Origin of the sequence: Microvirga sp. CF3016 (assembly GCF_036314085.1) — a bacterium.
Lineage (GTDB): Bacteria > Pseudomonadota > Alphaproteobacteria > Rhizobiales > Beijerinckiaceae > Microvirga.
In genome coordinates this window covers 71,111-93,759 of sequence record NZ_JAYGGM010000011.1, presented here as the reverse complement: position 1 = coordinate 93,759, position 22,649 = coordinate 71,111, and the positions used below count along the sequence as shown (strand labels likewise).

The 22,649-nt window shown below is 66.5% G+C and carries 16 protein-coding genes; 6 read left to right on the top strand and 10 right to left on the bottom strand.

Annotated features, from left to right (window positions below):
• Window positions 1–43 precede the first annotated feature (43 nt).
• Window positions 44–2,032, top strand: a complete 1,989-nt coding sequence (locus VB672_RS17010) for a methyl-accepting chemotaxis protein (protein ID WP_329785389.1) — start codon at window positions 44–46, stop codon at window positions 2,030–2,032.
• A 24-nt stretch (window positions 2,033–2,056) separates the two neighbouring features.
• Here the strand turns inward: VB672_RS17010 and VB672_RS17005 are convergent, their stop codons facing one another.
• The 3 genes from VB672_RS17005 to VB672_RS16995 all read right to left on the bottom strand — a co-directional run bounded on the left by VB672_RS17005 (window position 2,057) and on the right by VB672_RS16995 (window position 5,210).
• Window positions 2,057–2,779: an SIMPL domain-containing protein gene (locus VB672_RS17005; protein WP_329785388.1), complete on the bottom strand. Its 723-nt coding sequence runs from the start codon at window positions 2,777–2,779 to the stop codon at window positions 2,057–2,059.
• Window positions 2,780–2,868: 89 nt separating this feature from the next.
• On the bottom strand, window positions 2,869–3,957 hold the full coding sequence (locus VB672_RS17000; protein WP_329785387.1) for a polyamine ABC transporter substrate-binding protein: 1,089 nt from the start codon (window positions 3,955–3,957) through the stop codon (window positions 2,869–2,871).
• A 98-nt stretch (window positions 3,958–4,055) separates the two neighbouring features.
• Window positions 4,056–5,210 (bottom strand): aminotransferase, encoded by a 1,155-nt coding sequence (locus tag VB672_RS16995; RefSeq protein ID WP_329785386.1) that lies wholly within the window; start codon window positions 5,208–5,210, stop codon window positions 4,056–4,058.
• Window positions 5,211–5,873: 663 nt separating this feature from the next.
• Between VB672_RS16995 and VB672_RS16990 the strand changes: the two genes are divergently transcribed.
• From VB672_RS16990 to VB672_RS16980, 3 genes are all read left to right on the top strand, one after another.
• Complete coding sequence (locus tag VB672_RS16990; protein ID WP_329785385.1) at window positions 5,874–6,890, top strand: FecCD family ABC transporter permease; 1,017 nt, start codon at window positions 5,874–5,876, stop codon at window positions 6,888–6,890.
• Window positions 6,887–7,672 carry an ABC transporter ATP-binding protein gene (locus tag VB672_RS16985; RefSeq protein WP_329785384.1) on the top strand — a complete coding sequence of 262 codons (786 nt, stop codon included), beginning with the start codon at window positions 6,887–6,889 and terminating at the stop codon, window positions 7,670–7,672. The genes VB672_RS16990 and VB672_RS16985 overlap by 4 nt, the downstream gene beginning before the upstream one ends.
• 90 nt (window positions 7,673–7,762) lie before the next feature.
• On the top strand, window positions 7,763–9,727 hold the full coding sequence (locus VB672_RS16980) for a nucleoside-diphosphate sugar epimerase/dehydratase (RefSeq protein WP_329785383.1): 1,965 nt from the start codon (window positions 7,763–7,765) through the stop codon (window positions 9,725–9,727).
• Here VB672_RS16980 and VB672_RS16975 read toward each other — a convergent pair.
• The 6 genes from VB672_RS16975 to VB672_RS16950 form a co-directional block, all read right to left on the bottom strand.
• Window positions 9,660–10,601, bottom strand: a complete 942-nt coding sequence (locus VB672_RS16975; protein WP_329785382.1) for an NAD-dependent epimerase/dehydratase family protein — start codon at window positions 10,599–10,601, stop codon at window positions 9,660–9,662. The genes VB672_RS16980 and VB672_RS16975 overlap by 68 nt on opposite strands.
• The gene (locus VB672_RS16970; RefSeq protein WP_329785381.1) at window positions 10,598–11,626 is read right to left on the bottom strand and encodes a glycosyl transferase; all 1,029 of its coding nucleotides are present in this window, start codon (window positions 11,624–11,626) and stop codon (window positions 10,598–10,600) included. The genes VB672_RS16975 and VB672_RS16970 overlap by 4 nt, the downstream gene beginning before the upstream one ends.
• Before the next feature lie 25 nt (window positions 11,627–11,651).
• On the bottom strand, window positions 11,652–12,659 hold the full coding sequence (locus VB672_RS16965; RefSeq protein WP_329785380.1) for an NAD-dependent epimerase: 1,008 nt from the start codon (window positions 12,657–12,659) through the stop codon (window positions 11,652–11,654).
• A gap of 176 nt (window positions 12,660–12,835) precedes the next feature.
• Window positions 12,836–16,267 carry a hypothetical protein gene (locus tag VB672_RS16960; RefSeq protein WP_329785379.1) on the bottom strand — a complete coding sequence of 1,144 codons (3,432 nt, stop codon included), beginning with the start codon at window positions 16,265–16,267 and terminating at the stop codon, window positions 12,836–12,838.
• 319 nt (window positions 16,268–16,586) lie between these two features.
• Window positions 16,587–17,498: an MBL fold metallo-hydrolase gene (locus VB672_RS16955; protein ID WP_329785378.1), complete on the bottom strand. Its 912-nt coding sequence runs from the start codon at window positions 17,496–17,498 to the stop codon at window positions 16,587–16,589.
• Window positions 17,499–17,595: 97 nt separating this feature from the next.
• A complete protein-coding gene (locus VB672_RS16950) occupies window positions 17,596–20,142 on the bottom strand; it encodes an ABC transporter ATP-binding protein (protein ID WP_329785377.1) in 2,547 nt (848 codons plus the stop codon).
• A 260-nt stretch (window positions 20,143–20,402) separates the two neighbouring features.
• Between VB672_RS16950 and VB672_RS16945 the strand changes: the two genes are divergently transcribed.
• Window positions 20,403–20,957, top strand: coding sequence for a tetratricopeptide repeat protein (locus VB672_RS16945; protein WP_329785376.1), 555 nt, complete (start codon window positions 20,403–20,405; stop codon window positions 20,955–20,957).
• A 92-nt stretch (window positions 20,958–21,049) separates the two neighbouring features.
• Here the strand turns inward: VB672_RS16945 and VB672_RS16940 are convergent, their stop codons facing one another.
• Window positions 21,050–21,907 (bottom strand): GNAT family N-acetyltransferase, encoded by an 858-nt coding sequence (locus VB672_RS16940; protein ID WP_329785375.1) that lies wholly within the window; start codon window positions 21,905–21,907, stop codon window positions 21,050–21,052.
• A 133-nt stretch (window positions 21,908–22,040) separates the two neighbouring features.
• Here VB672_RS16940 and VB672_RS16935 point away from each other — a divergent pair, with 133 nt between their 5' ends.
• The gene (locus VB672_RS16935) at window positions 22,041–22,538 is read left to right on the top strand and encodes an MmcB family DNA repair protein (RefSeq protein ID WP_329785374.1); all 498 of its coding nucleotides are present in this window, start codon (window positions 22,041–22,043) and stop codon (window positions 22,536–22,538) included.
• Window positions 22,539–22,649: the final 111 nt, after the last annotated feature.

The window sequence follows — 22,649 nt, the reverse complement described above, 5'->3', positions numbered from 1 at the left end:
TGCCCCAATCTTGCCGCAAAGTCCTAAAGGGGATTCGGGGGTTATGTCGTCTCTTGCTCGTGTGAGGCGGCCGTCGGTGCGGGTGCGGGTCGCCACGTTAAGTGGCGTCATGGTGCTCGGCTTTGCGGTCATCGGTGCGGTATTTCAGACCGGCCGCAATGAGGTCGAAGAGGCGCTGTCGGCGCAGCAGACCTATTCCGCTCTGGCCGAGAAGGCCAACCAGTTCCGGGGCCGGGCGGATGGCCTGAAGGTGACCGCCGGGGAATGGACGGCCAGCCGCCTCGGCCATCATGGCCAGGCCTTCCTCGATCAGCACAAGGCCTTGGCGGCCCAGCTTGACGAGATGAGCACTGCCACCGGGGCTGGCCTGATCGCGCCCGAGGTCGCGGCCCTGAAGCAGCACGCGGCGGCCCTGATCAGCCAGGGCAATGCGCTCAACAAGCTTTATGCCGCCGTGGGCAGCAAGCCGGATGAAGGCGCGCAGGGGCGCCTTCTCAAGGCGGAGGCGAACCTTGAAAAGCTCGTGCGCCCCCTGACGGGCAGCGGCGAGACCATCGCCTGGCGCCTCTGGGCGGCCATGCTCGGCATGTTCAATCAGGAGGCCCGCGCCCGCATCCTGCTCGAGGAGAGCATTCTGGGCGCCTTCGAGGTCGAGCAGGGTCGGTTCACCCGCGCTTTGGCCCAGCTCTCCGGCGATCCCAAGGACAAGGTGGTGATCGAATCCGCGAGCGTCTCGTTCCAGGAGGCGTTCCATGCCTGGAGCGAACTGGAGCAGCAGGTCTCCGGCCAGGGCGAGAAGCTGATGGGGCAGTTCGATCTGCTCGTCCCCGTTCTCGATCAGCTGCTCGCCAAGGTGCGCGCCGAGGCGCACAAGACGGAGGCGCAGCTGACCGCCTCGCAGCAGCGCACCTTCACCCTGATCCTCTGGGCCATGGGCGCCACGCTGCTGGTCGGCCTCGTCCTCAACGTCCTCGTCGGACGTTCGATCTCCCTGCCTCTGACCCGCCTCCAGCAGGCCATGCGGCGTCTGGCGGACGGCGATGCGGCAAGCGACATACCGTTCACCGCCAACACTGACGAGATCGGCGCCATGGCCCGCACGGTGCTGGTCTTCCGCGACAACGCCCGCGAGCGCGAGCGGCTGACGCAGGAGCGCGAGGGCATGGCGGCCGTGGACGCCCAACGCGCCCATGCGATCTCCAGCGCGATCATGGCCTTCGACGCCTCGGTCGAGCAGATCCTCGCGGAAGTTCGGCAGGTCACGGGCGATCTCGCCAGGGCCTCCGGGCAGCTGGAGGGATCGGCCAATCACGTCACCGAACAGGCCCAGATCGCGGGCGCCGCTTCCAACCGCACGGCGCACAACATGTCCGCCGTGGCGAGCGCCGCGGAGGAGCTCGACGCGTCCCTCGCCGAGGTGGCCGCCCAGACGAATGCCTCGGCCCAGGCCTCCGAGCGCGCCGTGGCGGAGGCGCGCGGTGCGTCCAGCAGCATGTCGATCCTCTCGACCGCGACCTCCCAGATCGGCGAGGTGGCGAACCTCATCCGCTCCATCGCCGCCCAGACCAACCTCCTGGCGCTCAACGCCACCATAGAGGCGGCCCGCGCCGGCGAGGCCGGAAAGGGCTTCGCCGTCGTGGCCTCCGAGGTGAAGGATCTAGCGGGCCAGACCGCCAAGGCGACCGAGGAGATCGCCCGGCAGATCGAGGCCGTGCAGGCGGCCTCGCGCGAGACCCTGGTGGCGCTCGGCACCGTGCAGGCCTCCGTCGAGGATCTCGCGGGTGTCGTCTCGACGGTCGCCGGAACGGTGAGCCAGCAGACCGCGGCGGTGTCCGAGATTGCCCGCTCCGTGGCCCAGGTGTCCACGGAGGCGCAGGCCGGCACCTCCGCCATCGAGACGACGCAGGGCGTCGCCTCCCAGTCCCTCGACGCCGCCCGCAACGTGGCGGACCTCTCGGTGGCCCTGGAGCGGCAGGCCCAGCGCCTCGGCGCCGAGATCGGCCAGTTCCTCCAGAGCGTCAGAGCGGCCTAGAAAGCCGGGAAGGCCGAGAAGACGTCAGGGCTTCTCGGCCATCTCCCAGACGAGCTGGACGTTCGCCGTGTAGCGGATCGTCGCCGGCGGCACGATCGGAACCGACTCGGCGCCTTTCGCCATGGCCATCGACATGCGCATGTCGGGCTGCGGCTCGAACGGCTGGGCCGAGCCGTCCCGGATTTCCAGGAGGCGGCCCAGGGACACGCCGGCGGCGGCGGCATAGATCTCCGCCTGGCGGCGGGCATCGCGCACGGCGGCCTCGCGGGCCCTGTCGCCGCCCTCCTCCTGCTTGTCGAGGCCGAAGGTGACCGCCTGGAAGGTCATGTCGCCGCTGGCCAGGATCTCGCCGGCGAGACGCCCGACCCCGTCGAGGTCGCGGGTGGTGATCTGCAGCTGATGGTTGGCGGAGAATTTCGGAGTCTTCATCTCCTTGCCGTCCGGGCCGACCTGCTGCGGCGTCTGGAAGACCTGGAAATTCGCGGTCCGGATATCCTCGCGCTTGACGCCGAGGCCCTGGATACGGGCCAGCACCCGCTCGGTGGCCGTGTTGTTGGCGGCGGTAGCCTGCGCCACCGTCTCGGCTTGTGTCGCCACGGTCACATGGACCCGGGCGAAGTCCGGCTTCAGCTCCGCCTCGCCCGTTCCCATCACGCTGATCGTCGACTGGCGCGGCGTGGGGGCTTGAGCGAGCGCCGGAGCGGCGAGGCTCAGGGCGAGAAGAGCAGCAACGGCAAGGCGCATCATGAAACGTCCTTCTTCAAACGAAAAAGCCCCGCCCATAGGCGGAGCTTAGCGAGCACACACAACATGCGCACATGAACCTGAGCGGCGCATTAACGGCCGGTCTTCACCCGGGTCCAGAGCCGGGTGACGGTGCGCTGGGAGCGCTCGTCATAGGCCGTGTTGGTGAAGAGGCGCTTCATGGTGGCCTCGTCCGGATAGATGCCGGGATTGTCGAGGATCGCCTTGTCGATGTGCTGCTTGGCCGCGAGATTGCCGGAGGCGTAGGACACGAAATTCGTGTTCATGCCGGCGATCTCGGGACGCAGCATGAAGTTGATGAACTCATGTGCCTCCGCGACGTTCTTGGAATCCGCCGGGATCACGAAGCTGTCGAACCACATCAGCGCGCCTTCCCGTGGGATGACGTAGCCGACCTCGACGCCGTTCTTGGCTTCCTCGGCGCGGTTCTTGGCCTGGATCATGTCGCCCGAATAGCCCACCGCCACGCAGATATCGCCGTTGGCGAGCGCGTTGATGTATTCGGAGGAGTGGAACTTCTGGACGTTGCCGCGGATGCGGAACAGGGCGTCGCCCGCCTTGTTCAGGTCCTCGACGCGCTTCGAATCCGGATTGAGGCCGAGATAAGCCATCACGCCGGGGAAGAGATCCTCGGGTGAGTCAAGCATGTAGATTCCGCAGGCCTTCAGCTTGGAGGAGATCTCCGGCTTCATCACCAGGTCCCAGGTGTTGAGCGGCATGTCAGGCCCAAGGATCTCCTTCACCTTCTTCACGTTGATGCCGATCCCGGTGGTGCCCCACATGTAGTTGACGGCATATTGGTTGCCGGGATCGAATACGGCCAGACGTTGCGTCACGTCCGGCCATTGGTTGGCGAGGTTCGGCAGCTTCGTCTTGTCGAGCTTCTGGAACACCTTGGCGCCGATCAGGCGCTGCACGAAGGGGCCCGAGGGCACGACGATGTCGTAGCCGGACTTGCCGGCCAGAAGCTTGGTCTCGACGATCTCGTTGTTGTCGTAGGTATCGTAGACCACCTTGATGCCGGTCTGCTTCGTGAACTCGTCCAGCGCCTTCGGGTCCACGTAATCGGACCAGTTGTAGACGTTGACCACGCGCTCCTGGGCGGCGGCGGCGGTGACAAGACCAAGGGTCAGAGCAACCGAGGCGAGAAGACGGAACATCAGGGGTGGGCCTCCTGGGATGAGAGTGGCAACGGGGGCAGGCTAGGAAATTCCGAGCGAAGAAACAATGTCCAAGTTGTTGCCAAGCCAGAAGGATTTCAGGCCGCTCCCTTGATCGCCTTCGCCAGCCGCTCCAGCCCGGCATCAAGGGTGGAATCCTTCTTGGCGAAGCAGAAGCGCACCACGGTCTTCACCGCCCCTTCCGCGTAGAAGGCCGAGACCGGGATCGCCGCGACGCCGTGCTCCAGGACGAGCCGGCGGCAGAAGGCGACGTCGTCGGTCTCGCCCAGGGCCGAGATGTCGATGTTGACGAAATAGGTGCCCTGGCTCGGGATCACGTCGAAGCCGAGGGTCTTCAGGCCCGCCGTGAAGCGGTCGCGGCTGCGGGCGAAATTTTCGCGCATGCCCTCGAAGTAGCCATCGTCCTTGGCGAGCCCGTAGGCCACCGCGGCCTGCAGGTTCGGGGCCGTCGTGAAGGCGAGGAACTGGTGCGATTTCGCCAGCACCTTCATGATGTGGGGCGCGGCGCAGACGAAGCCCACCTTCCAGCCGGTGAGGCTGAAGATCTTGCCCGCCGAGCCGATCTTGACCGAACGCTCGCGCATGCCCTCCAGCGCCAGCACCGGCTGATGCTTTCTGCCGTCGAAGACCACGTGCTCCCACACCTCGTCCGAGATCGCGATGGCGTCGAACCGGCGGCAGAACGCGGCGAGCAGGTTCACGTCCTCGGTCGAGAACACGGTGGCGGTCGGGTTGAGCGGGTTGTTGAACACCACCGCCTTGGTCTTGGGCGAGAAGGCCTTCGCCAGCGCCTCTTCGGTCAGGCGGAAATGGGGCGGCTGCAGGGTGACGAATTTCGGCACGCCGCCGGCGAGCCGCACGAGCGGTAGATAGGCGTCGTACATGGGCTCGAACAGCACCACCTCGTCGCCCGGCTCCACGATGCCGAGGATCGCGCCCGCGAGCGCCTCCGTAGCGCCCGAGGTCACCATCACCTCGGTAGTCGCATCGAGGTCGACCCCCTGCCAGTGCTTGTAATGGGCCGCGATTGCCGTGCGCAGTTCCGGGATGCCCATCATGGAGGGATACTGGTTGTAGCCGTTGAGCACCGCATCCGCCGCCGCCCGCCGCACGTCCTCGGGACCGGGATCGTCCGGGAAGCCCTGGCCGAGATTGATCGCGCCGGTCTCCCGGGCAAGGCTCGACATGACTTCGAACACGGTGGTGGGCAGGTTGGCGAACAATCGGTTCATGCCGCTCTCTCGCTTGGGAATGTCGTGGCGTCGAGGTGCTTCGTACCACGGAGCGCGGGACAATCGAACCGGCATTCCTTTCAAAATGGCCAGCACCTTCAGGCCCAGGGCCGGTGAGCCCTGAGCCGGAAGGACGATCGAGGGTGGCGCGAGAGGCGGCCCGGCTCGATGATGATGGTGGGAGATGGAAGAGCCGGACGGCGCCTCGCGCACGGTTCTTTTCAGGCGGACCAGCTGGGACGACACCCAAGGTCGGCCTCCTGCGCTCCCAGGCGTGCGAGGCCTGCCGCGGGACCGTGCCGGCTCCCGTCACTGCGAACGCCTCGCGAGCGCGCCCCTCGCAGGAACCGATCTGCACAAGGGTATAGCTCAGATGCAACCCTGTGTCAAGAACAAAGTGAGAACATAACATCACGAGCCTTGACCATACCCTCCCACGTCATCACCGGGCTTGTCCCGGTGATCCCAATCCGAGAGGCGCCGTGCTCCCCAGCATCGGGATGCCCGGGACAGGCCGGGCCATGACGTCAGAGGGTGTGACCAGCAGCAGGGACATTCCCGGGCGGACGAGGGTGGGGCCGCGACGATCCCCACGGATGTTTGTCATCGTCGCATTTCATGCTCTATCGAAGGACGCAACGAAGCCGCCATCCGGTCCCTCGCATGTCCTTCGCCCGGTCGCTCCTCATCACGCCTCTCATCCCCGGCCTGATCGCTCTCATGGCGGCCTTGAGCCTCGCCTCGCTGGTCGTCGGCCCGGCGCCGATCACGGTGCCCGCGGCGCTGACGGCGCTCGTGTCGGACGAGGGGGCGGCCAGCATCGTGGTGCGGGAGATCCGCTTGCCGCGCACGCTGCTGGCCCTGCTGATCGGCTGGATCTTCGGTCTTTCGGGCGCGGGGCTGCAGGGCCTGCTGCGTAACCCGCTGGCCGATACGGCGGTGTTCGGCGCCCCGCAGGCGGCGGCCTTCGGGGCGGTGCTCGTGATCTATTCCGGGCTGATCGGCACCCTGTCCTGGGCTCTGCCCTTGGCGGCGATTGCGGGAGCCCTCCTGTCCATCGCCCTGGTGGTGGCGGTCGCGGGACGGGGCGCCACCATCGTGGTGCTCGTTCTCGCGGGACTTGCCGTCGGGTCTCTCGCGGGGGCAGGCACGTCGCTCGCCATCAGCCTCTCGCCCAATCCCTTCGCCGTGACGGAGATCGTGTTCTGGCTGCTGGGCTCCTTCGAGGACCGGTCCGTTGTCCATGTGTGGCTCGCCGCCCCCTTCATCCTCCTGGCCTCGGCCCTGATCCTGCGGGCGGCCCCGGGCCTGCGGGCGCTCGCGCTCGGGGAGGACACGGCCCGGAGTCTCGGGATCCATGTGGCGCGCCTGCGCGGCCTGATCGTGGCCGGCGCCGCCATCGGCACGGGAGCCTCGGTGGCGGTCGCCGGCTCCATCGGCTTCGTCGGCCTCGTGGCGCCCCATCTCGTGCGCCCCTTCGTGGGCTACGACCCGGCCCGCACCCTCGTCCCGGCAGGGCTTGCCGGCGCGGCCCTGCTGCTTGCCGCCGACATCGCCGTGCGCCTGATTCCTTCCGCGGCAGAGGTGAAGATCGGCGTGCTCACGGCCCTGCTCGGCGTTCCGTTCTTTCTTTGGGTGATCGCCCGGCGCAAGGCGGAGCTGGTGGAGACGCCCGCATGAGGCGTCTCGAAGCGCACTCGCTGACCGTGGATCTCGGCGCCCGCCGCGCCCTCGTGCGGATCGACCTGGTGCCGCAGCCGGGGCGCCTCACGGTGATCGTCGGTCCCAACGGGGCCGGCAAGACGACCCTGCTGCGCGCTCTCGCCGGGCTGATGGAGCCATCCCAGGGCGACGTCACCCTGGACGGGACGTCTCTCGCCCGGATGCGGGCTTCCGAACGGGCCAGGGCGATTGCCTATCTACCCCAGGGCGGTTCGGTGGCCTGGCCTCTGCCGGTGGCGAGCGTCGTCGCGCTCGGCCGCCTGCCTCACGGAGAGCAGCCCGACGGCCTGACCGAAGCGGGCCGGGAGGCGGTCGCCTCGGCGCTTCAGGCGGTCGGCCTGAAGGACTTCGCGCACAGGCCCGCCACGGCCCTGTCCGGCGGCGAACGCGCCCGCGTGCTCCTGGCCCGCGCCCTCGCGACGCAGGCGCCGATGCTGCTGGTCGACGAGCCCGTCGCCGCGCTCGATCCGCGCCATCAGCTCGTCGTCCTCGAAATCCTGAAAGCCCGCGCGCGGAGTGGCGCAACGGTGGTCGCCATCATGCACGACCTGACCCTCGCGGCCCGCTTCGCCGATGACATCGTGCTGCTCCATCAGGGGAAAATCGAAGCCGTCGGTCCGCCGGACACGGTTCTGACCGAGGCGCGGCTCGCCGCAACCTTCGGCATCCGGGCACGGCTTCTGCAGCATTCGGGCACTCTCCTGGTGGCGGCGGAAAGCCCGTTGCCAGGCATCGGATAAGGGCGTTTGCGCGCAGGTCCCCTGTGATGGTCTTACATTGACAAAGCCATAAGCCCGGCGGATACCCCTGAGCTGGGGTATGGCAGGGCTATGAATCGGCAGGGTCTCAAGAAAGCGCTTATCATCGTACATGATCTCGTGATGACGGGTGTCGCCGTCCTCGCGACCTTCTACGTGCGCTTCGAAGGTCCGTTCCTGTCCGACCGGCTGGTCCATCTGCCGCTCTTCCTGCCCCCCTTCATCGCCTTTGCCGGCGTGGTCTACTGGTTCTCGCAGCTCTATCGCGCCAAGTGGCGCTTCGCGTCCCTGCCGGATCTCTTCAACATCTTCCGGGCCGCGACCATCCTGGCCGTCGCCCTGCTGGTGGTCGACTACGTTCTCGTCTCGCCGCAGTTCCGAGGCACCTTCTTCTTCGGCAAGATCACGATCGCCCTCTACTGGCTGATCCAGATGTTCCTGCTGGGCGGCCCGCGGCTCGCCTTCCGCTATCTCAAATACGCCCGCTCGCGCCATACCCTCGGGCGCGATGCCAGCACGCCGACCCTGCTGCTCGGGCGCGGCAGCGACGTCGAGGTGGTCCTGCGGGCCATCGAGGCCGGAACGGTCAAGAAGACGCAGCCGAAGGGCATTCTCTCCTACCGGGCCGACGATCTCGGGCAGTCCATGCGCGGCGTGCCGGTGCTGGGCACCTTCGCCGATCTCGACCAGGTCATCCAGGATTTCCACGAGCGGGGCACGCCCATCCGCCGCCTGCTGGCGACGCCGAGCGCCCTGATGCCGGAGGCCAACCCCGACATGCTCCTCGCCCGCGCCCGCCGCCTCGGCCTGCCGCTGGTGCGGGTCACGAGCCTGGGGGAAGGCATGCGCGATGCCGAGCTCGCGCCCCTGGAGATCGAGGATCTGCTCCTGCGCCCGACCGTGCAGATCGACCGCAAGCGGCTCGAAACCTTCATCCGCGGCAAGCGCGTGCTCGTCACCGGCGGCGGCGGCTCCATCGGGTCGGAGATCTGCACCCGCGTCGTCGCCTTCGGGGCGAGCGACCTCCTGATTCTCGAGAGCTCCGAGCCGTCCCTGCATCACATTCTGGAAAACCCGACGCTCCTGTCGAGCGACACCAACGTGGACGGCGTCATCGCCGACGTGCGCGACCGGGACAGGGTGCGCGAGGTGATGAACGAGTTCAGGCCCGAGGTGGTCTTCCACGCGGCCGCCCTCAAGCACGTTCCCTATCTCGAGAAGAATTGGACGGAAGGGATCAAGACCAACGTCTTCGGTTCGGTGAACGTGGCCGATGCGGCCGTGGAGGCGGGCGCCGACACCATCGTGATGATCTCCACCGACAAGGCCATCGACCCGGTCTCCATGCTCGGCGCCACCAAGCGCTTCGCCGAGATGTACGGGCAGGCGCTGGATGCCGAGTTCATGGGCCGCAACGGCGCCACCCGCATCATCGCCGTGCGCTTCGGCAACGTGCTGGGCTCGGTCGGCTCCGTGGTGCCGAAGTTCAAGGCGCAGATCGCCCGCGGCGGGCCGATCACCGTCACCCATCCCGACATGGTGCGCTACTTCATGACCACCCGCGAGGCGGCGGACCTGGTGCTCACCTCGGCCTCCCACGCGGAGGAGAGCCGCGCCCTGACGGAACGCACCAACGGGGACGAGCGCGCCTCGGTCTACGTGCTCAAGATGGGCCAGCCGGTGCGCATCTACGAGCTGGCCGAGCGCATGATCCGGCTCGCCGGCTACGAGCCGGGCGAGGATATCGAGATCGCCGTCACCGGCACGCGCCCGGGCGAGCGGCTGCACGAGATCCTCTTCGCCCGCGAGGAGCCGCGTACCGAAATCGGCATCGACGGCGTCATGGCGGCCAAGCCCATCTTCGCCGACCGCGCCCGGGTCGATCAGTGGCTGCAGATGCTCGACCGCGCCCTCGCGAACGGCGACCGCGCCCTGGCCGAGCACGTGTTCGAGGAAGCCATTCCCGAGTTCAAGCGCCGGAAGCCCGCGCCCCCGCCTGCCGTGCCAGCTCCGCAAGCCCGTCTCGCGTCGAACTGACCGGTTGCCAGCCCAGAAGTCGCAACGCCTCGGGGCTCGCGACCAGGGACCCCGCCAGGCGCTCATAGGCCTCGCCCCGGCCGGCCAGGGCGGCGGCTCCCTTGAGGAGGAAGGACGGCACGGGCACGAGCCCCGGTGCGCGGCCCAGACCCTTGCGCAAGGCCGTGACCATCTCAGGGATCGTGACCGGCTCCGGATCGGCCACGATGAAGGGACGCTTCAAGGGTCCCTGTGCGCTGAGGACCGTATCCACGGCGGCCGCGAGGTTGTCGAGGGACAGGAGCGAGCGCTTGGCGCTCAGGCCGCCGAGCGGCAGGGGCCAGGGCGATTGCGCGAGGGTCAGGAGGGCCGCCATGTTGCCCTTCACGCCGGGCCCGTAGACCAGCACGGGCCGAAGGGCCGCCCAGTCGAGCCCGAGGGCGGAGAGGCCCCGCTCGGCCTCGAGCTTCGAGCGGCCGTAGGGATCGGTCGGCTGCGGCTCCCGGGCTTCGGTCACGACGTCCTCGGCCACGGGGCCGGTCTGGGCGCGGATCGACGACAGGAACACGAAGCGCTTCACCCCGGCCCGCTCGGCGGCTTGCGCGAGCCTGACGGTCGCCTCCGTGTTGATGGTCCGGTAATCGTCCTCCGGCCGCCCCGACATGGCATGCGCCAGACCGGCCGAATGGATCACCATGTCCACGTCGCGCAACGCCGCCGCCATGTTGTGCGGGGAGGCGATGTCGCCGATGACCGCGCTCGACGCGCCGGCCGGCACCTCGGACGGGCGGCGCAGCAGCACCCGGACCCGGTAGCCGCGCTTGGGCAGCTCGTTCAGGAGATGCCGCCCGATGAAACCCGTGGCGCCGGTCAGGGCAATCAGGGGTGCATTCATCGGGAAACCTCCGGCTTGGGCTTTGAGAAACGCCTGAGAACCAGGCCGACGAGAACGGCGCCTGCGACGAGCGCCGCGATCTGCACCGCGCCCGAGGGCCAGACAAGGGTCATAGCGGCGAGGCCGGCGAGGACAAGGTTGAGCCCGAACACATGGGCGCCGACCTGAAGGACCGAGAAGCCGTTGTCGGTGGCCTTCTGGTAGAAATGGCTGCGATGCGCCTCCCAGACCTTTTCACCGCGGGCGAGGCGACGCAGCAGCGTGATCGTGGCATCCATCAGGTAATAGAGCGGCAGCAGGATCGCCGCGGCGAGCGCACCGGTGCCCGCGAGTTCAAGCAGCATCCAGCCGACGAGAAGACCGATCGGCAACGAGCCCACATCGCCGAGGAAGAGCCGGGCGACGGGCTTGTTGAAGGGGGCAAAGCCGAGAAGGGCGCCGCAGAGAGCCGTCGCGGTCCAGATGGCACCAGCACCCAAACTGTGATCGGACGAGATGTTCAGGTCCGCGATCAGAACGACGGGAAAGAAGGCCGTGATCGGCACCATCTCGGCCACCGTGATCCAATCGATCCCGTCCATGAAGTTCACGAGGTTCACGAACCAGACGCCGCCGAAGATGAGAATTGCTTGTTCGACGCTCTGCGGAATCCAACTCGGAAAAATCCGGATTCCGCTCGTTATGACGACAACGGCAACAACCACGATCTGCAGGAGAAGGCGCATATGGGCCGGCAAGGGGCGAATGTCGTCGACCGCTCCTATCAAGGCGAGCGTGATGGCTGCCGCAGCAACCGTCAGAAAGTTTGCCAGGGGCAGACCTGCCGCGATCATGGCAGCAGACGCCAAAGCCAGGGCAGCGGCGACGACCGCTATCCCTCCTCCTTGCGGCGTCGGAATCTTGTGGCTCGACCGCGCGTTCGGGCGTGCCAGGGCATAGCGGATGAGAAGCGGCTTCAGAACGAGGATGAGGAGAGCGGACAGAAGCGCCGCGCCAACGAGAACGGGAAGCAGAACAAGAGCCATGACGCACCAGAGCGGGCCGATCGCTTTAGGCCCTGTGGTATGCTCGATACCATTCGACGAAGCGTTTCACACCCTCCTTGAGCGACGTCGACGGCGCGAAGCCCACGTCGCGGCGCAGGTCCGTCACGTCGGCGCGGGTCTCCAGCACGTCGCCGGGCGGCAGCGGCACGTCAACGCGTCTCGCCTTCTTGCCCAGCGCCTCTTCGATCAGGGCGATGAGGTCGTTCACTTCTTCGGGCGCGTCGTTGCCGATGTTGTAGACCCGGTGCGGCGCGGGGCTGATGGCCGGATCGGGATGCTCCGCATCCCAGGCGGGATCGGGCGCGGGCGCCCTTTCCACCAGCCGCACGATGCCCTCCACGATGTCGTCCACGTAGGTGAAGTCGCGCCAGACTTTTCCGGCATTCGCCACCTGGATCTCGCGGCCCTCCGCGATGGCATGGGTGAATTTGTAGACCGCCATGTCGGGGCGGCCCCAGGGCCCGTAGACGGTGAAGAAGCGCAGGCCCGTCGCCGGCAGGCCGAACAGGGACGCGTAGGAATGCGCCATCATCTCGTTCGCCTTCTTGGTGGCGGCATAGAGGCTGATTGGGTGGTCGGTCGTGTCGTGCTCGGAGAAGGGCAGCTTGCGGTTGGCGCCGTAGACCGAGCTCGATGAGGCATAGACGAGGTGTTGGATCCCGCCATGCCGGCAGGCTTCCAGCATGTTCATGAACCCCATCAGGTTCGAGGCCGCATAGGGCTGGGGATCGACGAAGCGCACCCCCGGCTGGGCCGCGAGGTGGATCACCTTTTCGAAGCCGTGATGCTGAAACAGATCGCGGGTCGCCTGCGCGTCGGACAGGTCCAGGCGCTCGCCCAGAAAGGTGTTGTGCGGCGTCAGGTTCCCGAAGCGGGCCTCCTTCAGGCTCACGTCGTAATAGGGCGTGAAGCTGTCGACGCCGACCACCTGATGGCCGTCGGCCAGAAGCCGCTGCACCACGTGAAAGCCGATGAAGCCGGCCGCACCAGTGACGAGGATGGGAGCTGACATGAAAGCGCCTGCCTGATGGATGGGCAGGCACCTTAGCGCATCGCACGGAAAAATGGACCCGGTTTTCCGGACGATGCGCCGTCAGAGGGATTGCCGCTCGAATAGTCCCAAGAGTGCAACCCGGCCTCGGGGCGGATGCTCCAGATCAGGTTTCAGCCGTACCCTGCCCCCGCCTGTCACATGACGAAGAAATCCGTGTGGGAGAGGGCAAGGTCCTTCTTGAGCCGGGCAAAGACCACGGCGGCCTTGGCGCCGGAGCCGTCCGCATCGTAGCTGAGCACCCCGGTGGCCCGGTCGTAGATCACATAATCGTCCGCATCCCGCGCCCGGGAGCCGACCACGAAGAACCCACTCTTGAGCGCGCTCGGCTCGACTCTGGTGCCCGTACCGAGCCGGGTAAAGATCGCATCGTCGAGCCAAAGGCTGTCGTTCGCGACGTTGAAGTCCTTGATCGTATCGACATTGTCCCGTCCGAGTCTGGTGTCGAATACGAACACGTCGCGCCCTGCATTGCCATAGAGCGTGTCGCTGCCGGCGCCGCCATTGACCGTGTCGTTCCCGATACCACCAGTGACGGTATCGCGACCCGCGTCGCCATGGACCGAATCGTGGCCCGAACCGCCATTGACCGTGTCGTGCCCCGAGCCGCCGCTGACCGTGTCGCTGCCGGCGCTGCCCGACATGAGGTCGTTGCCCGATCCGCCGGAAACCCTGTCGTCGTCTTTGTACCCGTAGAGCGTGTCGTTGCCGGAGCCTCCCCGGACCCAATCGTTGCCGGTGCCGCCGAAGATGTAATCCCTGCCTGTGCCGCCATCGACCGTGTCGCGGCCGTTGCCGCCGTGGACCCAATCGTTGCCCGCCATCGTCTCCAGCACGTTGTCGCCGGCGCTGCCCCGCATTGCGTTGCCGAGGGCGTTGCCCTGCGCATGGGCATTGCCGCCGGTCAGGGTGACGTTCTCGATATTGTCCGGCAGGATCACCGTGCCCGAGCCGCCATAGATCGCCTGATCGATGCCGGTGGTTCCAAGGGCCGCGGTGAGCTGCGACGGATCCGTAAGCGTGATGTCCACACCGCCACCCACGTTGGGCGTCACCACCGGGCCAGGATTGGAGGGAGGCGCGGCATTTTCGATGACGATGGCATGCCGGCCGGCAATGGAACCCGCGCCGCCGGGCACGGGCAGCGTCAGGATCGCGTCGTCCTGAGCGGCGTTCCGGATCGTTGCGCCATTGAGGACGAGAGCAGCCGTCGAATGGTAGTCCAAATCCGCGCTGACATCGCCTTCCTGCACCGTGTAGGCGAAGGTCAGAATGGCGCTGCCGGATCCCGAGACATAGGTTGCCTGACGGTCCACGGCCCCCGTCTCCAGCAGGAGAGTCGGCGTGCCTGGGCCCGTGTTCACGGTCACCGCCTGATCGAAGCTGACGGTCACGAAGAGCGTATCGCCCGCCTTGTAGCGGCCGTCCAGGTTCGTGACGTTCACGGCTGTGATCTTCGGCTCCAGGCTGCCGACCTGGATGGCAACGATGTCGCTGTCGCTCTGCGCTCCTCCGGAGCCGGACGAGCCCAGATCGCTCGTGTCGATCTGGATGCTCGCTGGACCGTAATAGCCGGCATGGGGCGTGAAGATCATGCCGGCCAGAGCATTGTTGATATCCGTGAGGCTCCCCTGAAACCTCATCGTCGCGTCGGCAGCCCCGTCGCCGGCGAGGAAGGTCAATCCCGTGGTGCCCCCCAGCGTCAGAAGGCCCTGGGCAGCCGTCAGGGTCACGTCCAGCGTTCCGCTGCCCACATCCGAATCCGAGATCGTGATGCCGTTGCCGTTGGAGCCGCTGAAGATCAGGCTTGCATCCTGAGCCATGGCCTGAGCGGCGGGTACATGATGAACCGGTGCATCGTTGGTGCTGGTGACGATGACGTTCTTGGTGGTGGAATTGCTGCTGGCTTCTCCATCGTCGGCAGTGAAGCTCACGACGCGCGTGCCATCGGTCGGGGTCTCCGACGTATTGAGATAAGTGACGCTGCGCAACGCAGCCTGCCATTGGGAGACCGTTGCCGTCGCGCCGGCCGAAGTGAGCGTGAGCACGCCGGTAGAGCTATTATAGCTCCCCACAATGTTGCCGAAGCTGGCCGCATTGTTGTTCACGAAAGCCAGGCTATCCTGACCTGACACAAAGTTTCCGACGATGCTCACCGTGGCGCTGGCAAGGGTGGCGCTGTCGCTGTCCGACAGGGCCAGTCCGGCATCGACGACCACGGGCGCAGAGGCAGAATTGTTGCCATCAGCGAAGGGGGTTGCCCCGCCGCTGGTGCTCGCCACGGGGGCATCGTTCACGGCCGTGACCGTGATGGTGGCGGTATCCGTTGCGGCTGAAAACGGCGTGCTGCCGCCCGCCATGGTGGCGTCCACCTTGGTGCCGTGCTGCCCGGACGTAGCGCCTGTCTGGTCCCAGGCCCGGTAGGAGAAGCTCGCCACGGTGCCGTTGATTCCGTCCGGCACGAAGCGGACACGATCGGCCGGGCGCAGCAGCAGAGCGCTGCCGACCGAGACGTCACCGATATTGTCCCAGGATGCTCCACCGTCCGTGCTGTACTGCCAAGTGCCGTTGCCTGATGCCAAACTTGTGACGGCGATGCCTCTCAAAGCATTGGCATCGACATCGGACACGCTCGAGCCGAGGAGGCTCGAGACCGCCTGCCCGACCCAGTTGACATCCGTGTCGGTCAGTGGGTTCAGCGTGGGAGCCCTCGGGACCAGGACCGGTGCGTCGTTCGCGAGGGAGTATTGTTCGCCAGCGGAATAGCCGGAGCCGATCGGATTGGAGGCGACGTCCCTGATTCCGGTGCCCGTGCTCCTGAGATCGAGACGCAGCGTGCCGTAACCCGTCAGATTGCTCACGGTGACCGTATAGGTGGTGCCGGAACCTGAAACGGAAGAAATCACGCCGTCCGCCGTTCCGGTGGCGGTGAGGAGGAAATCGCTCGCATCGACGCCGATCACGGACTCGCTGAACTGCACCGTGTAGCTGACGGAGCTGCCATTGGCGGCTTCGGCGCCGGTTCGGGTGATGGAGCTCACCGTGGGGGCGACGGCGTCAGGAGGTGGCGTATCCGTATCGACCACGAGATTGTCGATCCAGAAGGAGGAGGTCGGATTGGTGAATTCCGGCTTGATTTTGTAATCGTAGATCACGATGGGCGACGTCGTGAACGGGTACGCGGGATCCCAGTCGACATGGGTCCATTGCTCTCCGTTCTCGAAGCGATTGGGGGAGAAATCACTGTCCCCGATCGTTGTGCCTGCGATGGAGTTCGAGATGCCCAGCGACGCTGGGTAAACGTCTTGAACCGCTGGCGTTCCGTCATACCGCACATCGGCTGAAAGGGCTTTGATCAGATTGCCGTTGACGGCCGTAACCTCGATCTTGAACTCTTGGTCGCCGTAGGCAGGATCTTCGGAGAACGTCAGGCGGCCGTTCGCGACGCCGAAGCTCCAAGCGCCCGGGGCGGTCACCTTGAAACGCAGACCGTCGATCACGAGAATGCCGTCACTGGTGTCCCCGTCCGTGATCGTCGACGGATCGAATGCAACCGTTCGCCAAGCCATGAATGCCCCCAGCCTTGTTTTAGGAGAGCATCCCTATCAGGCGAATTACATAACGGAAAGGAAATTAACCATAGTCATTAGTGATAGTTATATTATCAAAGAACGTATAGTTTTTAGCAGTTCCAGACAAACCAAAGCATCCATGGACCCCACGATAATCCTTGTGATTGTTATGCTTAGCAGGTTGTTCGGCGGCAAAGAATTGTTGGGTTGTCTCTGAGATACCGAACTTGATGCAATGGCTCCGGCGTCGTCGCGCCGCATGTCGCGATCTCAAGGAACCATCAGGTCCTGTCCGCGGATCTTGGAAAAAGGAGCATCAGCCCCGGCCGGCCTGCGCCAGGGCAGGCTCTGCACAAGTCGTGTCGAGGTCGTCTTCCACGGGCTCGAAGATGAAGGACTGGCGTTCGCGGGCCATGAAGGCGGTGGGCATGACGGCCTGCATCTCGGCTTCGGCGGCTTTCAAGAAACCGTCATCGTGGCCGGGATAGAGATGGAAGATCGCCAGGGATTTCACGCCGGCGCTTTGCGCAAGCTCGATGCCCTTCTGCCAGGTGGAATGACCCCAGCCGCGACAATAGGAATATTCGGCATCGGAGAACATGCCGTCGAAGATCATCAGGTCCGCGTCGCGCACGAAATGCTTGAGGCCCGGATCGGGCCAGATGTCGCTGTGCTCCACGTCGCTGATATAGCAGACGTTGCGGCCCCGGTGGCTGATGCGGAAGCCCGTGGCGCCGCCGGGATGGTTGAGGAGATGCGTCTCGATCCGCACGCCGTCGTCCAGGATGAGGGGCTCGCCCGCCTTGAAGCCGTGGTGTTCGAAGCGGGCCGGGAGCTGGCCCAGGCGCACCGGAAACAGAGGCGGGGCGAAGAGGCGGCTCAAGGGCTCCATGGCGCTCTCGCCCTCCAGATTGCCGCAATAGGTGCGGATCACCCGCTCCTTGGCGAGAAGGGCAGGCTTGAAGAAGGGAAGGCCGCTGATGTGATCGAGATGAAGATGGCTGAGGAGAATGTCGATTTTGTCGGGGGCGGCGGGGCCGAGCTCGCTGCCGAGGGCGGACAGGCCGGTGCCCGCATCGAGAATGAATAGGCGCTCGCCGCAGCGGACCTCGATGCAGGGTGTATGCGAACCGAACTCGACGAATTGAGGTCCGGAGGCGCAGGTGGAGCCGCGAATGCCCCAGAACCGGACCCGCAACGCGTCAGAGGATGCAACACGCCTTATCATTTCAGGATCATGGCCAATCGAAAACCCTGCTTATGTGCGCTGGCGCACATCAATAAGCTGCCCACGAGCGGGTCGGCAGGTCAAGGTAAATATTGTATCACGCACTCAGCGCCTCCGGGATTCCGGCGCGGCGGTCGATCACCGGCTCGCCCCGCTCGAAATGGATAACCGCGTCGAAGGGCGGTTGATCCATGGCCGGCGAGATTGACGGCGTCACGAGGATCAGCCCGCGTCCCACGAGCGCGCGGCGCAAGGAAGCCACGAGCCGGTCGGCGGCAGGTCCCGGCAGCCCGTCGAGCGCCCGCTGCACCACCAGGATGCTCGGCCGGCGCACGAGGCCGCGCACCAGGTCGACAGCCGCTACCTCGCTCAAGGTGAGATCGTCGCCCTGCGGATCGACGGGCGTGTCGAGCCCGATGCGCGAGACCTCGCCGTCGAGGCCCCTCTGCGTCAGGACGCGACGCGTCACCTCCTGCACTGACGCGAGAGCGCCGGCCTGATCGGCCGCGATGCGTCCGAAGAGCAGGTTGTCCTGGATGCTGGCCGCGGCGCAGAAGCGCTCCTCGTCGTAGAACTCGATCGAGGGCTTCAGGCTCACCGGCAGCATGCGGGCGAAATCGGCGCGGGCGACGAGGATCTGATCTTCCAGGCCGGCTTCGAGCAACCCTAAGCGATGCCGGCTCTCGTTGTAGCGCAGGGCGAGGCCGATCAGGCGTTCTCGGTCCCGCGAGGTCTGATCGCTGCGACGCTGCTCGTTCTTCCGGTCGACGAGATCCTGGAAGTAAGGCCGGTCCGCCGCCGAGAAGAACGAGAAGCGCTCGAAGAGCGGGGAGCCGTCCGGGATGTCGGAGAAGATCTCGATCATGCTGGTTGCGATCGACAATCCCATCCGGGCCAGAGGCTTGGTGAGCTCGTTGGCTTCCAGGATCGCGCGGACGAAAGGATGGCTCGCCAGGCGATCCTCCTGGAAGGAATCGCCGATGGGCTTTCCGAACAGCAGGTTCTCGCCGACGGTCGCATAGCGGTTGTAGCGGGCGGCGCTGAAGGGATCGACGAAGCGGTCGAGCTGCTCGGCGGCGAGCGCCGCCTGCACGGCGCGGCGGGCTTCCACGATGGCGGCGGCGAATTTCGGCTCCCGTGCCGGATCGATGATCCCGGACAGGCCGCGGGCATGGGTCAGCCGGTCGAGGCCCGCGACCGCGATGGCTTCCGACAGGCGGTGGTCGAGTTCGCCCGCCGGCGCGGAGGCGCCGTAGAGCAGGTTGTCCTTCAGGCTGCCCTCGATGAGGACCGTGTTGCCGGCAAAGGCGATGCGCCGGCTTCGTTCCACCGGATCGGCGGCGGAGAGATCGATGCCGCCGTAGGTCATGCGTCCCAGCGAGGGAGGGATCTGGCCGCTCATGAGGGCCGCGAGCAGCCGCGGGCCCGCATCCCCGTCGCCGACCAGGGCCACATGGGACGGGAAGGCGAGGTTCAGGTTGACGGAGACGACCCGCGCCCCGCTCGCCGGGTCGTAGGCCGAGACGCCCTGGGCCAGGAGCGCCCCACTTTCGGGCAGGCCGGCCTTGCCTTTCAGGGCCGCGCGCAGCTTCAACGGCACCAGACCCTTGCCCAGATCGATGAGCAGCGCCCGCGCCCGTAAGGCCAATCGGTGCCACTGGACCACCTCCCGGATGCCGTAGGCGGCGAGCGCCGCCGCCAGAACGCAGGCCGCGACCGTTCCGGCCGTCACCGGACGCTCCTGGGCGAACCAGGCGCCCGCGGCCAGGACCGACAGGGGAGCGATCATGAGCACGGCCGCGGAGCCCGCCTCCGCGAGGGCCAAGCGGTACTCCCGCTTCATCACCGGCCGGTGGCTCGTGACCAGGGCCTCGCGCACCCGGTTCCGCTCGTAGGGGGCGGTGCCGTGGGCCCGCAGGGCGGGAATGCGGTGCTCCAGGTCCGCGAACACGCCCTCGGCCTCGTCGCCCTCCCGGTGCCGGGCGGCCGTGGCGTCGAACCGCAGGAGGGAGCGGCGGGCGCTCACGATGGCGCCCAGGCCCAGGACCAGCGCCAGGGCAGCGCCGAGGTGCCAGTCCATGACGAAGACATAGGCGCAGGCAAGCCCGATCATGCCGGCCAGCTTCACCGGCATGAGGAGGCTCGATCCCAACACGCCGCTCTCGCGGGCGAGACCTCGGCCCGCCAGGGCGGTCACCATGGCGATCTCGTCGTGCGAGGCCGAGGGCACCTTCAGGATCACGTCGAGGGCGGCCGACTGGGTTTTCGTCAGCATCCTGAGGCCGATGCCGACCACCAGCCACTCGAGTCCGATCAGGATGAGGCCGAGGAGAAGCGGGATGAGCAGGATCCCGACGACCGACGCCAGGGCGAAGGCCTCGGGCCCCAGCAGGACGCCCGGGAACAGGACGATGGGCTCGGGCCAGAGACCGGCCGGCGGGCTGAGGGCGACCCGCAGAAACGGCGCCGGCGCAGGCCAGCCGCCGGCTCCTCCGGTCGCCCGGTCGACGACGAGGCGTACCAGATCGAAGCCGATCAGGATCAGAAGGCCAGCCAGGGCCAGAAGGCTCAATCCGACGAGATGGCGAACAGGAGATGTTTTCCACGCCAGGCGCAGCGGGTCGCGCTCTACGACAACTCCCAAGGACAACTCCAACAATCGATAGGTTCAGTGACGTTACCAGAGCCTAGAGCATTTTTGGGCAAATGGGATCAGCTTGGCCGTTAAAATGTGCGCTCGGGCACGAGCGGGCGCAATCTCCGCCTATCGGGAAGATCCCCTCGCAGGCCTGCGAACCGCTCGAACTCCGCCCAACGGCCCCTCGCCGTGCCGCGCTTCCACGCTATGTCATCCCCCTTGCCGCGCTGCCTTGCTGCTTTCACGGAGGATCGGTGAGCCTGACCATGACGTCTCCTCTGCCGCTCGATCCGGTTTTCCAAGTCGTCCTCGAGGCTCCGACCCGTGCGCCGAGCCCGGATCTGCCGCGCCGCCTGACCGGTCTCTTCCGGGAACTGGCCCTGGCGGAGCCGAGCCGTCCGGTGGAGGACATCGAGGATCAGATCTGGGCCCTGTGGGGATCCCACGAAGACCGCCTGGCCGAGGAGACCATGGCGGCGGCCGTGGAGGCCATGGGCTCGGGATCGATCAAGACCGCCAGGCCCCTGCTCGATCACCTGGTCGCCAAGTACCCCGGCTGGGCGGAGGCCTGGAACAAGCGGGCGACGCTCGCCTCCATCGAGAAGCGCGATGCGGACAGCCTGCTCGACATCGCCCAGACCCTGCAGCTCGAGCCGCGCCATTTCGGCGCCATCGCCGGCTTCGGCAACATCTGCCTGCGCAACGGCCATCTCAACGAGGCCCGCGCGGCATTTCAGATCGCGCTCGCCATCAATCCGCACATGGACGATCTGCGCGACATGCTGGAGAACCTGTCGCCGCATCATCTCATGCTGCATTAGCACGTCGTCCGAAGCATTCGCCCCGTCATCACCGGCCTTGTGCCGGTGATGACGGGGAGGGGCGATCATTCCGCCCGGAGGAACCCGATCCTCTATCCCAGCTCGAAGGTCGAGATTCCGTAGATTTGCCTCAGAGGCAGATCCGGCCTCTCGCCGCGATACATCCGGGCCGTTTCGAACACAGGCGACAGCCTGTGGCGTGTGGCGAGCCGAACGGCCGCCTCGTTCGGCTCGGGCAGATCCAGGAACACCGCTTCGCCTTTCGCCCCCGAGGCGAGCGCCCGGAACAGGAGATCGGCCTCGCGCTCACCGTCGGCAAAGAGAGGCCCGATCTTGAAACCGCTCCGGCAGGCTCGGATGACGCCGTAGCCCTTGATGATCCCGTCTTCCACGAAGGCGATGGCGCTGCGTGCGTCGGGGTTGAGCCAGCAGCGCAGGAACGTTTCGCGCGGCGCAGGAAAGAACGGCCGGTCGTAGGCGAGAACGGCGTCGGTGATCGCAGGAGTGATCCGCTGCAGGCCTTCCTGGCCCGGCGCTTCGACCTGCGGAATGCCGCCGAAGCGCACGTTGCGGTGCGCCAGCGTGAAGCCGGAACGTCGATAGTTGTCCTGCTGGGCCACGACGCCGTCGAGACCCACGGTGCGGTCCCCGAAGGAACCCATGCCGGCCTGCCACAGGCGATAGCCGAAACCCCGCCCACGCCGGTCCGTCCGGACGATGTAGAGGCCGAGAAAGCCGAAGGTGTCGCCGTAGCGGACCACCGACATGGAGGCGACCGGCTCGTCGCCGAGCCAGCCCATGAGGAATCCGGCCGGATCGGCCGCATGGAAACATTCCGCATCCTTGAGCCCGGGATTCCAGCCCTCGGCGGCGGCCCAGCCGATCACCAGGTCCAGGTCCTGGCGCGTCATGACGCGGATCGTCCAATCGTCCGGGTTTTCGCGTGTCATGTCCGGCCTCGCGACTCGTGTGAGAGAACCTGCCGCCGTCAGTCTACCGGAGAAGCGCAGAGCCGTTGAGGCCTGTCGCAAGCGCGACAAAGGAGCCGTTGCGGGCCGGCCGCGAGGGGGTACCCTAGGCGCCATGTCCGATTCGCCCGCCCTCCTGTCCCGTCCCATCGTCCTGCCCGCCGACGGCCGGCAATCGCTCGTTGCCGCCGGCGTCCAGCGCGGGGTGCGCCGCCTGTTCTCGCAACTCGGCCACGTGAGCCTACCTGAGTTCACCCTCGCCAACGGCCGGCGCGCCGATCTCATCGCGCTCGCGCCCGACGGCGCGCTCACGATCATCGAGATCAAGTCAAGCGTGGCCGATTTCCGGGCCGACCGGAAATGGCCCGATTACGAGGATTTCTGCGACCGGTTCTATTTCGCCGTCCCGGAAACCGTACCCTTCGACATCCTGCCGGAAGATCGCGGACTGATCATTGCCGACAGCTTTGGGGCGGCGATCGTGCGGGAGGCCTCGCATCATCCGCTCGCCGGTGCGCGCCGCAAGGCCGTGACCCTGCGCTTTGCCCATTCAGCCGCTTCGCTGCTGCATGCCCTGGCCGATCCGGACCGGATCGCCGACGGACGTCTCTGACGCCTTCGTGGTGATCGAGACCCGTCATTTCCTCTTGTGTCCCCATCGTGCGGGCCGCGGGACATGATGGGCCGGGCTTTGAAGACAGTTTTGCGGTAATCTGCACGCGTC